This window comes from Pseudomonas sp. MYb2, from assembly GCF_002979955.1.
Lineage (GTDB): Bacteria > Pseudomonadota > Gammaproteobacteria > Pseudomonadales > Pseudomonadaceae > Aquipseudomonas.
Genome location: NZ_PCQC01000014.1, coordinates 26,334 through 39,735, shown reverse-complemented (window position 1 = coordinate 39,735; position 13,402 = coordinate 26,334). Strand labels below are relative to the sequence as shown.

Below are 13,402 nucleotides of genomic sequence, written 5' to 3'. Positions count from 1 at the left end.
CCCCATGCGCAACGAATCAATCCGCTACCTGATTGTGCCGGGCTGGCAAGGATCGCCAGAAGATCATTGGCAAAGCCACTGGCAGAACAGCCTGCCGAACAGCGCGCGGGTCGAGCAGGCCGATTGGCTGACGCCGCGTCGCGAAGACTGGGTCGCGGCCCTGGCCGAGGCGATCGCCGCCGACAGTACGCCGGTGATCCTGATCGCCCACAGCCTCGGCTGCATCACCGTTGCCCACTGGGCTGCCACTGCGCCGCTGCAATATCTGCGTCAGGTGCGCGGCGCCTTGCTGGTCGCGCCGGCCGATGTCGAGCGCCCGGCCTGCGCACCCGCGCTGCGCAATTTCGCACCGATCCCGACTGATTTGCTGCCATTCCCGAGCCAAGTGGTCAGCTCCGACAACGATGCCGCGGTGAGTGCGCCGCGTGCCATGGAGCTGGCGCGCAACTGGGGTGCCGAGGCGGGGATTCTCGCCGGTGCCGGACACATCAATGTGAAGTCCGGGCATCAGCGTTGGGAGCAGGGCTTTGCCTATCTCTATCGCCTGCAAAACCGTATGGAACACCACGCCCGCCGTCGCGCCTGATTTCTTTTTTCTTTGAACGCCCCCGTCTGCCGGCGGTTTTGGGCGGGAGTCTGCCATGAGTTTCGAAACTTTCGGTCAGCCATTGCTGACCTTTCCCGACGCTGAAAAAAGTCCCCTGAGCATTCGCGCCAAAGCGCTGGTGTTTGTCGACCCGCGCTCGCGTCAGTTGCGCGAGGAATTGGAGCAGTTAGCCCCGCGTTCGATTTCAGTATTGATTCGCGGTGAGACGGGGACGGGTAAAGAGCTGCTCGCCCGGCACATCCATCGCGCCAGTGATCGCAGCGGCTTATTCGTCTCGGTCAATTGCGGCGCCATCAGCCCGACTTACGCCGACGCCGAACTCTTCGGCTATGCCGCTGGCACCTACAGCGGTTCAGCCAGCAGTCGCGCCGGATGGTTCGGTTCGGCCAATGGCGGCACCTTGTACCTCGATGAAATCGGCGACTTGCCGCTGCCAATCCAGATCAAATTGCTCGCCGCGTTGGAGAACCACGAAGTCACCCGTGTCGGTGCACATCAGCCGAGTCCGGTCGACGTGCGTCTGGTCGCCGCCACCAGCATTGATCTGGCACAAGCGGTGGATGCCGGGAAATTCCACGAGCGGCTCTATCACTACCTCAGCGAAGGCCATCTCGAACTGCCGGCCTTGCGCGCGCGCACCGGCGATATCCTCTCGCTGGCAGAGTATTTTCTCGGCATCTACAGCCAGCGTCTGGATCTGCCGGTGCCGCTGATCAGCGAAGCGGCGCAGCACGTGCTCGAACAGCACAGCTGGCCGGGCAACACCCGCGAGCTGGAAAACGTCATTCACTTTGCCTTGCTGGTGAGTACCGGCGACGAGATTCTGCCGGAGCACCTGAATCTGCCGCCGCTACTGACCCAGATCGAGGCCCAGATCAACCAGATCCTCTCCACTGGCACCACAACCGACCAGGCCGCCCTCAAGCAACTGCTGAAAAACACCGGCCTCCTGTAGGAGCTGGCGAAGCCTGCGATCCTTTGATCTTGCTTTTCAACGTTTTAACTTGTTGAAAATCAAAAGATCGCGGCCTGCGGCAGCTCCTACATGTCTAGCCTGCGTGTATGAGCAAAATGGAATAACAACGTGAATAAACGTTATTGTCCGGGAATAAAAAATCCCGGTATTGTCCGACCCACGCCAGCGATATCACTTCACTGGCACACGTATTAATGCCGTCGTCGATGACGACCGTGATTTTCGATAAGGACACTGCATGAAAAAGGTTCTGTTGTTTACCGCATTGGCGGCTGCTCTGACTGCTTCCCTGGCCAATGCCGGCGAGAAACTGGTGGTTGCCGCGACCCCGGTTCCGCACGCTGAAATCCTCGAGCTGATCAAACCGACCCTGGCCAAAGAAGGCGTGGATCTGGAAATCAAAGTGTTCACCGACTACGTTCAGCCGAACGTACAAGTGGGCGAGAAACGTCTGGATGCCAACTACTTCCAGACCCTGCCGTACCTGAACAGCTTCAACCAGGGCAAATACAAGGACGACAAGTCCAAGTACCTGGTGACCGTGCAGGGCGTGCACGTTGAACCGTTCGGTGGCTACTCGAGCAAGTACAAGACCCTGGCAGAACTGCCGGACGGCGCGACCATCGCGATCCCGAACGAAGGCAGCAACAGCGGCCGCGCACTGATCCTGCTGCAGAAGGCTGGCCTGATCGAGCTGAAAGACCCGAAAAACGCTCTGGCAACGCCGAAAGACATCGCCAAGAACCCGCACAACTTCAAGTTCAAGGAACTGGAATCGGCGCTGCTGCCACGCGTTCTGAAGGAAGTTGATCTGGACATGATCAACACCAACTATGCGCTGGAAGCCAAGTTGAACCCGCAGAAAGATGCGCTGGTGATTGAAGGCGCTGACTCGCCATACGTGAACTTCCTGGTGGCCCGTGAGGACAACAAGAACAGCGACGCGATCCAGAAACTGGCCAAAGCCCTGACCAGCCCGGAAGTCAAAGCGTTCATCGAGAAGAAGTACAACGGCGCGGTACTGCCGGCGTTCTGATCTGACGCTTGAGTAAACCCCTTCAAGGTGTGAAAACGCCGATGGCCAGTGATGGTCATCGGCGTTTTTGTGTGTGCGTTGAAAAGCCCCTCACCCTAGCCCTCTCCCGGAGGGAGAGGGGACTGATCGGGGGATGCTGTAGAAGTACACCGACTTGAAAGATTTCTGCCGAATCCATAATCGACTCGATCTTTCAGGTCGATGTTTGACGCAAGACACCTCGGCCGGCTCCCTCTCCTAGAGGGAGAGGGGACTGATTGGGGGATGCTGTAGAGGTACGCCGATGTGAAAGATCTCTGCCGAATCCATAAGCGACTCGATCTTTCAGGTCGATGTTTGACGTAAGACACCTCGGTAGGCTCCCTCTCCCTCCGGGAGAGGGCTGGGGTGAGGGGCTTTTGATTTACGCTGTGGCCTTCAACGCCCGGCGCAACGCCACCAACAATTTCACAATCTCCTGCGGATCCAGTCGCTGCGGCACTTTTACGTCCATGTTCTCTTCCTTGTTATGAGTTTGGCCAGGGGAGTCTGGCCAAAAGCTGTTCGTCCTTGGAGGGCTTTCGTGAAAAAAAGATCCGTCCTACAGCGCAAAGAAAAATAGCCTTCTTATTCCTTCCCGGCAAATCCGCAGGTTAGTTTTTTGGGTGATATCAATATGCTTTAACGGTATTTAAATTCTGGTTTTTATACCTATAAAGTCGATGCTCGTCGGACAGCCATCCGCTGCCCATGGACTGCATCACCGCCGCTTACCGAGCGGCGTTCAGGACGTTTCATGACCTTCGATTACGCATTTATCCTCAGCACCCTGCCGGCGTTTCTCAAAGCCGTGGGCGTGACGCTGCAGGTCGGTTTTATCGCCATTGGCACCTCGTTGCTGGTGGCGCTAATCAACGCGACGATTCTGGTGTTCCGTACGCCATACCTGCAAAAACTGGTCGGCCTGTATGTGGAACTGGCGCGCAACACACCACTGCTGATCCAGTTGTTTTTCGTCTACTTCGCCTTGCCGGCCGTGGGTATCCAGGTTTCCGGTTTCACCGCCGCGATCATCACCATGACCTTCCTCGGCGGCGCTTACCTCACCGAAGTGCTGCGCGCCGGCGTCGATGCGGTGCCGCAGGCGCAACTGGAATCCGGGCGCTCCATCGGCCTGTCCCACGGCCAGTTGCTGCGCTATGTGATCCTGCCGCAAGCGGGGATCCTCAGCCTGCCGTCGCTGTTCGCCAATTTCATTTTCCTGCTCAAGGAAACCACCGTGGTCTCGGCGGTGGCGGTGCCGGAAATTCTCTACACCACCAAAAGCTACATCGCGCTCTATTACAAAACCTACGAAATGCTCGCCGTGCTGACGCTGATCTGCGTGCTGTTGTTCTTGCCGCTGTCGCTGCTGCTCAGCCGTCTGGAAAGGAGGCTCCAGCATGGCCAGTTCGGGTCTTGAATTGCTCTGGGTGTCGTTGCCGCAATTGGCCAAGGGCGCGGGACAAACCTTGTCGATCTCGTTTCTGAGCATTGCCATCAGCACGGTCGGTGGCGTTTTCTACGGTGTGTTGCGCACGCTCAACGTGACATGGCTGAACGCGATCCTGCGGGTGTATCTGGAGCTGTTCCGGGCGATCCCGGTGCTGGTCTGGTTGTACCTGCTGTTCTTCGGTCTGCCGATTTTCTTTGGTCTGAGCATTCCGAGTTTCTGGTGCGCGGTGCTGGTGCTGTCGCTGTGGGGCGCGAGTGAGGTCGGCGAAGTGGCGCGCGGTGCGCTGCATTCGTTGCCGCGCGGGCAGCGTGAAGCAGGGCTGTCGATTGGCCTGAACGCCGCGCAGCTCTACGGCTACGTGCTGCTGCCACAAGCGCTGAAACGCATGACGCCACCGACCATCAACGTCTATACGCGAATCATCAAGACCAGCTCGCTGGCGGTGCTGATTGGCGTGGTGGATGTGATCAAGGTCGGCCAGCAGATCATCGAACGCACCTACGAATCAGTGCTGATCTACGGCGTGCTGTTTCTGTTTTTCTTTTTCATCTGCTACCCGCTGTCGGCCGCCTCGCGCGTGCTGGAGCGGCGCTGGACGCAAGCATGAGCGCATTGATCGAATTTCACGGCTTCAACAAATTCTATGGCGAACAGCAGGTGCTCAACGGCATCGACCTGCAGGTGCAGAGTGGTGAAGTGATCGTCATCCTCGGCCCTAGCGGTTGCGGCAAAAGTACCTTGTTGCGTTGCCTCAATGGCCTGGAAGAGGCGCACAGCGGCAGCCTGAAATTTCTCGGCCGTGAGCTGCTCGGCAAGTCCACTGACTGGCGTGAAATCCGTCAGCAGATCGGCATGGTGTTCCAGAGTTATCACCTGTTCCCGCATATGAGCGTGCTCGACAATCTGCTGCTTGGCCCAGTCAAGGTGCAGAAGCGTCAACGCCGCGAAGCGCAGCAACAAGCCGAAGCCTTGCTCGAACGCGTGGGTCTGGCGGACAAGCGCGATGCCTTCCCGCGTCAGCTCTCCGGCGGCCAGCAGCAACGCATCGCCATCATCCGCTCGTTGTGCATGAACCCACGGGTGATGCTCTTCGACGAAGTCACCGCTGCCCTTGATCCGGAGATGGTCAAGGAAGTTTTGCAGGTCATTCAGGGCCTCGCTCGTGAGGGCATGACCCTGCTGATCGTCACCCATGAAATGGCCTTCGCCCGCGCGGTGGCCGACCGCATTGTGTTCATGGATGCCGGGCGCATCCTTGAGCAGAACCCGCCCGAGATTTTCTTTACGAACCCGCAAACCGCACGCGCGCAGCAGTTTCTGGAGAAGTTCTCCTTCGTTGCAACACTGCCAAAAACGAATCCGACAAAGGAACTGGAACTGCTATGAAAACTGCCGCTTTTTTACTGCCCCTGCTCAGCCTCGCCTTGCTTGCCGGTTGCAGCAAGACCGAAGAACCACCAAAACCGAAAGTCGCCAGCGAAAGCACCGCGCCGGCCGGTTATCTGGACAAGATCAAGGCTCGCGACAAATTGATTGTCGGCGTCTTCACCGACAAGCCACCGTTCGGTTTTGTCGATGAGGCCGGGCGCTACGTCGGCTTTGATACTGATATCGGCCGGCGTTTCGCCAAGGATCTGCTCGGCGATGAAAGCAAAGTCGAATTCGTCGCGGTTGAACCGGCGAGCCGCATCCCGTTCCTGCAAAGCGACAAGGTTGACCTGATCCTCGCCAACATGACCGTCACGCCTGAGCGCAAGGAAGCGGTGGAATTCACCAACCCGAATCTCAAGGTTGCGGTGCAGGCGTTGGTGCCGCAAAGCAGCTCGGTGAAGAGCCTGGATGATCTGGCGACCCGCACCACCATCGTCACCACTGGCACCACCGCTGATATCTGGCTGACCAAGAATCACCCGGACTGGAAACTACTCAAGTTCGAGAAGAACTCTGAATCACTGCAAGCTCTTGCCAACGGGCGTGGCGATGCCTACGCGCAGGACAATCTGGTGCTGTTCAGCTGGGCCAAGCAGAACCCGGGCTATCGCGTGCTGGAAGACAAACTGGGTGCCGAAGCACCGATTGCGCCGGCGGTGAAGAAGGGCAATATCGAACTGCGTGACTGGGTGAATACCGAGTTGACCAAACTGGGCGAGGAGAAGTATCTGCTCAAGCTGTATGACCAATATGTGCGTAAAGAATTGAGCGATGACACCAAGCCTGAGAGCGTGATTGTCGAGGGTGGCAAGTGGCAGGGGTGATTGTCTGTCAGGTCGGTGGTGAGGCTCAAGGGCAATCCCTCACCCCAGCCCTCTCCCGGAGGGAGAGGGGGCCGACCGAGGTGTCTTGCATCAGACATCGACCTGACAAACAGAGTCGATTATGGATTCACAGAGTCATTTTCAGGTCGGCGTAATTCAACAGCATCTCCCAATCAGTCCCCTCTCCTGAAGGGAGAGGGAGCCGACCGAGGTGTCTTGCATCAGACATTGACCTGCGGAAACGAGTCGATTGTGGATTCACAGAAGCATTTTCACGTCGGCGTCACTCTTGAGCATCCCCCGATCAGTCCCCTCTCCCTCTGGGAGAGGGTTAGGGTGAGGGGCTTTTGCCTGGAACGCTCAATCCGGCCAGTTCCAAGCCGGCTCATCCAGTACCCGCTGCCCGACAATCCCGGTCTGCCCCAGGGTTTTCTCCAGCACAATGCAATTGCACTCGGGATCTTCCTGCAACGCCGATATCAACCGCCGCGCATGCGACACCACCCACACCTGACACTGCTCCGACGCACGAATGATCAACCGCGCCAACGCCGGCAACAGATCCGGATGCAGACTGGTTTCCGGCTCGTTCAGTACCATCAGCGATGGCGGTCTCGGCGTCAGCAACGCCGCGACGAGCAGCAGATAGCGCAACGTCCCGTCCGACAACTCCGCTGCCGATAGCGGCCGCAACAGGCCTTCCTGATAAAACTCGATGGCAAAGCGTCCACCGGCCTGCGCTTCGATATGCACGCGTGCACCAGGAAACGCATCGGTAATTGCCGCACGCATCGCGTCGCCATCACCAATCTCGATGATGGTCTGCAACGCCGCCGCCAGATCGCGGCCGTCGTGATGCAGCACTGGCGTGCGCGTACCCAGTTGCGGTTGACGCACCGGCGCGTCGGCGTCGCTGCGAAAGTGATCGTAGAAACGCCAGCGACGAATGAACTCGCGCATCTGGAACACTTCCGGCGAGCTGCGCAGGCTGCCGACCTGGTCGAACAGGCTGTCGAAGTTGGGCGTGTGTTGCGCCAGCACATCCCATTTGCGTTCGGCGCGTGCGCGGATCATCGGCCCGTCACGATCCACCAGCAGGCTGGCGGGACGGTAGAGCGCGCCGGCCCAGATGCATTCGCGCTTGATCTGCGGGTCGAGGCTGAAGCGCGAGGGAATGGGGCGCGAATGTTCGGGCACCATGAAGTGCCCGTTGGAGTCGGGCAGACCGAGGCTGATCGAGTAGCTGAAATCCTCCCCGGCGAACCCCAGGCGCAATCGCTTCACACCCTGACGCACCGTCGACTGGATCGGCACTTCGCCGTTGCGCATGCGCCGGCTGATGGTTTCCGGCCCGGCCCAGAACGTCGACTCCAGCCCACCCTCACGGGCCAGCGCATTGACTACGCCGCCCTGAGCGGTTTCCGCCAGCAGGCGCAAGGCCCGGTAAAGATTGGACTTGCCGCTGCCGTTGGGCCCGGTGATCAGGTTCAGCCGGCCGAGCGGGATCACCAATTTATTGATCGAGCGGTAATTGGCCACTGCCAGGGTGTTGAGCATGGAATTCCTTCTCTTCAGGCGCCCATTGTAGGAGCTGCCGCAGGCTGCGATCTTTTGATCTTCTAAAAAAACATCAAAAAATCGCAGCCTGCGGCAGCTCCTACGGGGAAATATTGTGATCGCGCAGGCGAAGGCGGAACCCTGTTCTAAGCTCACAGTCGTATCGTCACTTGCACGTTCGTACACAGGAAGGAGTCTGCATGGCGAGTCCCGGTTTGAAAACAGCGGTCATGCTGAGTCTGTTCACCTTGGTGACCGCCTGCGGCGAAAAAAAAGCCCCTGAGGAATATTTGCCCAGGGTCTTCGTACAGGAAGTGAAACCCGCGGATTACGCGGCTTCGGTGACATTGACCGGTGACGTGCAGGCGCGCGTGCAGACGGAGTTGTCGTTCCGTGTTGGCGGCAAGATCATCCAGCGTATGGTCGACGTCGGCGACCGCGTCACGGCCAGACAGGTGCTGGCCAAACTCGACCCTAAAGACTTGCAGACCAACGTCGATTCCGCCCAGGCCCAGGTCGTGGCCGAACAGGCGCGGGTGAAACAGAGCGCTGCGGCGTTCGTGCGCCAGCAGAAACTCCTGCCCAAGGGCTACACCAGCCAAAGCGAATACGACTCCGCCCAAGCGGCGTTGCGCAGCAGCCAGAGCGCCTTGAGTGCGGCGCAGGCGCAACTGGCGAACGCCAAGGATCAACTCAGTTACACCTCACTGATCGCTGACGCGCCGGGCGTCATCACCGAGCGTCAGGCCGAAGTCGGCCAGGTGGTGCAGGCCACCGCGCCGATCTTCAGTCTGGCCCGCGATGGCGACCGCGATGCGGTGTTCAACGTGTATGAATCGCTGCTCGCCGAGCGTCCTGCGGACAACAGGATCACCGTCAGCCTGCTCGACAACCCCGAGATCAAAACCACCGGCACCGTGCGCGAAATCACCCCGGCGGTGTCGGCGCAATCCGGCACCGTGCAAGTCAAAGTCACCCTCGACAAGCTGCCGCCGGGTATGCAACTCGGTTCGGTGGTCAGCGCCACGGCCAAAGGCTCGGGCAAGTCGGCGGTCGAGTTGCCGTGGTCAGCGCTGACGAAAAACATCAGCGATACGGCGGTGTGGATGGTCGATGACAAGGGCGAGGCGCAATTGCACAACGTCACGGTCGGCCGCTACCTGACCGGCAAAGTCATCATCAGCGAAGGCCTCAAGGGCGGCGAGAAAGTCATCGTCGCTGGTGGGCAGTTGTTGCATCCGGGCATGAAAGTCGAGATCGCCGAAAACACCTACAAGGATCTGCAGCCGGGAGTACAGCCATGAAGTCTCTGTGGCTGTTACCCGTTGCTGTGATGTTGGCTGCGTGTTCGAAGAAAGAACCGCCGCCCGAGCCGGTACGCCCGGTGCTGTCAGTCCAGGTCGAAGCGTTGAGCGAGGAAAACCTCGGGCGTTTCGCCGGCAGCATTCAGGCGCGCTATGAGAGCAACACCGGTTTCCGTGTGGGCGGGCGCATCGCTAGCCGTAACGTCGATGTGGGGGCCGAGGTCGAGAAAGGCACGTTGCTCGCCACCCTCGACCCTTCCGACCAGCAGAACCAATTGCGTTCGGCGCAAGGCGATCTGGCAAAAATCCAGGCGCAATTGATCAACGCACAAGCCAATGCGCGCCGCCAGCAGGCGCTGTTTGATCGCGGTGTCGGTGCACAGGCGCAACTGGACGTCGCCAACACCGATCTGAAAACCACCCAGGCTTCGCTGGATCAGGCGCGCGCGGCGGTCAACCAGAGCAAGGACCAACTCGGCTACACCGAACTGCGCGCCGACCACCGTGCGGTGGTCACCGCGTGGAACGCCGAGGCCGGGCAGGTCGTCACGGCTGGCCAGCAAGTGGTGACGCTGGCGCAACCGGACATCAAGGAAGCGGTGATCGATCTGCCGGACACCCTGGTCGATCAGATCCCCAGTGATGTGGTGTTCTCGGTGGCCGCGCAACTCGACCCGAGCATCAACACCACCGCGATCATCCGCGAAATCGAACCGCAGGCGCAAAGTGCCACGCGCACCCGTCGTGCCCGTCTGACCCTGGCCGATACGCCGGACGGCTTTCGTCTCGGCACAGCGATCAGCGTGACCCTCAGCTCGGCGATCAAGCCGCGAATCGAATTGCCCGTGACGGCGCTGCAGGAGGTCGATGGCAAAGCGCGAATCTGGGTCATCGACACGCAAAACAAAACCGTCAGCCCCCGCGATGTCACCGTCGTCAGCCGTACCGACAGCAGCGTCGTACTGGCTGGCGGCGTAAAGAACGGCGAGCGTGTGGTCAGCGCCGGCGTCAACAGCCTCAAACCCGGACAATCGGTAAAACTTGACGAGGACAGTCAATGAAAGGCTCTTTCAACCTCTCCGAATGGGCCCTCAAGCATCAGTCATTCGTCTGGTACCTGATGTTCGTTGCGTTGCTGATGGGCGTCTTTTCGTACTTCAACCTGGGCCGCGAAGAAGATCCGTCGTTCACCATCAAAACCATGGTCATCCAGACCAAATGGCCGGGCGCGACTCAAGAGGAAACGCTCAAGCAGGTCACCGACCGCATCGAGAAGAAACTCGAAGAACTCGACTCCCTCGACTACGTGAAAAGCTACACGCGCCCCGGCGAATCAACGGTGTACGTGTACCTGCGCGACACCACCAGCGCCAAGGACATCCCGGAAATCTGGTACCAGGTGCGCAAGAAGATCGATGACATTCGCGGACAGTTTCCCCAAGGCATTCAGGGGCCGGGATTCAACGACGAGTTCGGTGACGTGTTCGGCTCGGTGTACGCGTTTACCGCCGATGGCCTGACCATGCGCCAACTGCGCGATTATGTGGAACAGGCCAGGGCCGAAATCCGCAACGTGCCAGGGCTGGGCAAGATCGAAATGGTCGGCCAGCAGGACGAAGTGATTTACCTGAATTTCTCCACACGCAAACTCGCTGCACTGGGCATCGATCAACGTCAGGTAGTGGAAAGCCTGCAATCGCAGAACGCCGTAACTCCGGCGGGGGTGATCGAGGCCGGTCCCGAGCGTATTTCCGTGCGCACCTCCGGGCAGTTTGCTTCGGAGAAGGATCTGGCCGAAGTCAACCTCAAGCTCAATGACCGCTTCTATCGACTGGCCGACATCGCCGAGATCAGCCGTGGTTACGTAGATCCGGCGACCCCGGAATTCCGCTTCGACGGCAAACCGGCCATCGGCCTGGCGATTGCCATGCAGAAGGGTGGCAACGTCCAGGAGTTCGGCAAGGCCTTGCATGCGCGCATCGACCAACTGACCGCGGACTTGCCGGTGGGCGTTGGCGTGCACACCGTTTCCGATCAGGCTGTCGTCGTTGAAGAGGCTGTTGGTGGTTTCACCAGCGCGCTGTTCGAAGCGGTGATCATCGTGCTGGTGGTGAGTTTTATCAGCCTCGGTGTGCGCGCCGGGCTGGTGGTGGCGTGCTCGATTCCGCTGGTGCTGGCGATGGTCTTTGTGTTCATGGAATACAGCGGCATCACTATGCAGCGGATTTCCCTCGGCGCATTGATCATCGCCCTCGGCCTGTTGGTGGATGACGCGATGATCACCGTGGAGATGATGGTCACGCGCCTGGAAATGGGCGAGAGCAAGGAGGAGGCCGCGACGTACGCCTACACCTCGACGGCGTTCCCGATGCTAACGGGGACGCTGGTGACGGTCGCCGGTTTCGTGCCGATCGGCCTCAACGCCAGTTCCGCCGGTGAGTACACCTACACGCTGTTTGCGGTGATTGCCGTGGCCATGATTGTGTCGTGGATTGTGGCGGTGTTCTTCGCGCCGGTGATCGGCGTGCACATTCTCAGCGCCAACGTGAAACCCCATGAAGCCGAGCCGGGTCGCGTCGGGCGTGCGTTCAATGGCGGTCTGTTGTGGGCGATGCGCAATCGCTGGTGGGCGATCGGTATCACCGTGCTGCTGTTTGCCCTGTCGATTTTTTGCATGCGCTTTGTGCAGAACCAGTTCTTTCCGGCATCGGACCGCCCGGAAATTCTCGTCGACCTGAACCTGCCGCAAAACGCCTCGATCGACGAAACCCGCAAAGCCGTCGACAAACTCGAAGCGACGCTCAAGGGTGACGCGGACATTGTGCGCTGGAGCACCTACATCGGTCAGGGCGCGATCCGTTTCTACCTGCCGCTCGACCAGCAATTGCAAAACCCGTACTACGCGCAACTGGTGATCGTCAGCAAGGATTTCGAGGCCCGTGAGGCCTTGACCCAACGTCTGCGCGAACGCCTGCACAAGGACTTCGTCGGCATCGGCAGTTACGTGCAAGCACTGGAAATGGGCCCGCCGGTGGGGCGTCCGATTCAGTACCGGGTCAGTGGCAAGGACATCGATCAGGTGCGCAAGCACGCCATTGACCTCGCGACCGAACTGGACAAGAACTCGCACATCGGCGAGATCATCTACGACTGGAACGAGCCGGGCAAAGTCCTGCGCATCGACATCGCCCAGGACAAGGCGCGGCAACTCGGGCTGTCGTCCGAAGACGTGGCGAACCTGATGAACAGCATCGTCAGTGGCTCGCCGTTGACCCAGGTCGATGACGACATCTACCTGATCAACGTGGTCGGGCGCGCTGTGGATTCCGAACGTGGTACGCCGGAAACCCTGCAGAACCTGCAGATCGTCACGCCGAGCGGCACGTCGATTCCGCTGCTGGCGTTCGCCACCGTGCGTTATGAACTGGAGCAGCCGCTGGTGTGGCGTCGCGACCGTTTGCCGACCATCACCATCAAGGCCTCGGTGCGCGACGAGATCCAGCCGACCGATCTGGTGAAAATCCTCAAGCCGTCGATTGATGCCTTCGCTGAAAAGCTCCCGGTCGGCTACAAAGTCGCCACTGGCGGTACGGTCGAGGAGAGCGGCAAGGCCCAAGGGCCGATCGCCAAGGTGTTGCCGTTGATGCTGTTTTTGATGGCGACGTTCCTGATGATCCAGTTGCACAGCGTGCAGAAGATGTTCCTCGTCGCGAGTGTCGCGCCGCTGGGGCTGATCGGCGTGGTACTGGCGTTGGTGCCGACCGGTACGCCGATGGGTTTCGTGGCGATTCTGGGGATTCTCGCGCTGATCGGCATCATCATCCGCAACTCGGTGATTCTGGTGACGCAGATCGATGAGTTCGAGAAGAAAGGTTATGCGCCGTGGGATGCGGTGGTCGAAGCGACCGAACATCGGCGCCGACCGATCCTGCTGACCGCAGCCGCAGCGAGCATGGGCATGATCCCCATTGCCCGGGAAGTGTTCTGGGGGCCGATGGCCTACGCGATGATTGGCGGGATTGTGGTGGCGACGCTGCTGACGTTGCTGTTCCTGCCGGCGCTGTATGTGGCCTGGTACAAGATTCGCGAGCCGAAAAAAGAGACGCAGTAAAAACGAGCGCTTCGCGCTCATCGCGAGCAGGCTCACTCCTACAGGGGAACGCATTCCAACTGTAGAAGTGAGCCTGCTCGCG

11 protein-coding genes are annotated in these 13,402 nt (G+C 59.6%); 10 read left to right on the top strand and 1 reads right to left on the bottom strand.

Annotation, left to right across the window (positions count from 1 at the left end; translation table 11 throughout):
• Window positions 1-4: 4 nt before the first annotated feature.
• The 7 genes from CQ009_RS21160 to CQ009_RS21130 all read left to right on the top strand — a co-directional run bounded on the left by CQ009_RS21160 (window position 5) and on the right by CQ009_RS21130 (window position 6,348).
• Window positions 5-586, top strand: coding sequence for an alpha/beta hydrolase (locus tag CQ009_RS21160; RefSeq protein ID WP_064389015.1), 582 nt, complete (start codon window positions 5-7; stop codon window positions 584-586).
• A 55-nt stretch (window positions 587-641) separates the two neighbouring features.
• Entirely contained in the window at window positions 642-1,562 is a 921-nt protein-coding gene (locus tag CQ009_RS21155; protein ID WP_105708574.1) for a sigma 54-interacting transcriptional regulator, read from the top strand.
• Between the two features lie 259 nt (window positions 1,563-1,821).
• On the top strand, window positions 1,822-2,619 hold the full coding sequence (locus CQ009_RS21150; RefSeq protein ID WP_007918708.1) for a MetQ/NlpA family ABC transporter substrate-binding protein: 798 nt from the start codon (window positions 1,822-1,824) through the stop codon (window positions 2,617-2,619).
• A 775-nt stretch (window positions 2,620-3,394) separates the two neighbouring features.
• Window positions 3,395-4,060 carry an amino acid ABC transporter permease gene (locus CQ009_RS21145; RefSeq protein WP_064389013.1) on the top strand — a complete coding sequence of 222 codons (666 nt, stop codon included), beginning with the start codon at window positions 3,395-3,397 and terminating at the stop codon, window positions 4,058-4,060.
• Window positions 4,041-4,700 carry an amino acid ABC transporter permease gene (locus CQ009_RS21140; protein WP_064389012.1) on the top strand — a complete coding sequence of 220 codons (660 nt, stop codon included), beginning with the start codon at window positions 4,041-4,043 and terminating at the stop codon, window positions 4,698-4,700. The genes CQ009_RS21145 and CQ009_RS21140 overlap by 20 nt, the downstream gene beginning before the upstream one ends.
• Window positions 4,697-5,479, top strand: coding sequence for an amino acid ABC transporter ATP-binding protein (locus tag CQ009_RS21135; protein WP_064389011.1), 783 nt, complete (start codon window positions 4,697-4,699; stop codon window positions 5,477-5,479). The genes CQ009_RS21140 and CQ009_RS21135 overlap by 4 nt, the downstream gene beginning before the upstream one ends.
• On the top strand, window positions 5,476-6,348 hold the full coding sequence (locus CQ009_RS21130) for a transporter substrate-binding domain-containing protein (protein ID WP_105708572.1): 873 nt from the start codon (window positions 5,476-5,478) through the stop codon (window positions 6,346-6,348). Before CQ009_RS21135 ends, CQ009_RS21130 begins: the two co-directional genes overlap by 4 nt.
• A 360-nt stretch (window positions 6,349-6,708) precedes the next feature.
• On the opposite strand, the gene CQ009_RS21125 is transcribed toward CQ009_RS21130, so the two are convergent.
• On the bottom strand, window positions 6,709-7,905 hold the full coding sequence (locus tag CQ009_RS21125; protein ID WP_105708570.1) for an AAA family ATPase: 1,197 nt from the start codon (window positions 7,903-7,905) through the stop codon (window positions 6,709-6,711).
• Window positions 7,906-8,105: 200 nt separating this feature from the next.
• On the opposite strand from CQ009_RS21125, the gene CQ009_RS21120 reads away from it, so the two are divergent.
• From CQ009_RS21120 to CQ009_RS21110, 3 genes are read left to right on the top strand one after another with little or no spacing between them, the layout of a single operon-like run.
• Window positions 8,106-9,209, top strand: coding sequence for an efflux RND transporter periplasmic adaptor subunit (locus tag CQ009_RS21120; RefSeq protein WP_064389009.1), 1,104 nt, complete (start codon window positions 8,106-8,108; stop codon window positions 9,207-9,209).
• On the top strand, window positions 9,206-10,270 hold the full coding sequence (locus CQ009_RS21115) for an efflux RND transporter periplasmic adaptor subunit (protein WP_064389008.1): 1,065 nt from the start codon (window positions 9,206-9,208) through the stop codon (window positions 10,268-10,270). Before CQ009_RS21120 ends, CQ009_RS21115 begins: the two co-directional genes overlap by 4 nt.
• Window positions 10,267-13,320, top strand: coding sequence for an efflux RND transporter permease subunit (locus CQ009_RS21110; RefSeq protein ID WP_105708568.1), 3,054 nt, complete (start codon window positions 10,267-10,269; stop codon window positions 13,318-13,320). Before CQ009_RS21115 ends, CQ009_RS21110 begins: the two co-directional genes overlap by 4 nt.
• Window positions 13,321-13,402 lie beyond the last annotated feature (82 nt).

Bases quoted from the DNA above. Each gene is read 5' to 3' on its own strand.
- CQ009_RS21160 (WP_064389015.1), top strand. From the start codon at position 5: ATGCGCAACGAATCAATCCGCTACCTGATTGTGCCGGGCTGGCAAGGA.
- CQ009_RS21155 (WP_105708574.1), top strand. From the start codon at position 642: ATGAGTTTCGAAACTTTCGGTCAGCCATTGCTGACCTTTCCCGACGCT.
- CQ009_RS21150 (WP_007918708.1), top strand. From the start codon at position 1,822: ATGAAAAAGGTTCTGTTGTTTACCGCATTGGCGGCTGCTCTGACTGCT.
- CQ009_RS21145 (WP_064389013.1), top strand. From the start codon at position 3,395: ATGACCTTCGATTACGCATTTATCCTCAGCACCCTGCCGGCGTTTCTC.
- CQ009_RS21140 (WP_064389012.1), top strand. From the start codon at position 4,041: ATGGCCAGTTCGGGTCTTGAATTGCTCTGGGTGTCGTTGCCGCAATTG.
- CQ009_RS21135 (WP_064389011.1), top strand. From the start codon at position 4,697: ATGAGCGCATTGATCGAATTTCACGGCTTCAACAAATTCTATGGCGAA.
- CQ009_RS21130 (WP_105708572.1), top strand. From the start codon at position 5,476: ATGAAAACTGCCGCTTTTTTACTGCCCCTGCTCAGCCTCGCCTTGCTT.
- CQ009_RS21125 (WP_105708570.1), bottom strand. From the start codon at position 7,905: ATGCTCAACACCCTGGCAGTGGCCAATTACCGCTCGATCAATAAATTG.
- CQ009_RS21120 (WP_064389009.1), top strand. From the start codon at position 8,106: ATGGCGAGTCCCGGTTTGAAAACAGCGGTCATGCTGAGTCTGTTCACC.
- CQ009_RS21115 (WP_064389008.1), top strand. From the start codon at position 9,206: ATGAAGTCTCTGTGGCTGTTACCCGTTGCTGTGATGTTGGCTGCGTGT.
- CQ009_RS21110 (WP_105708568.1), top strand. From the start codon at position 10,267: ATGAAAGGCTCTTTCAACCTCTCCGAATGGGCCCTCAAGCATCAGTCA.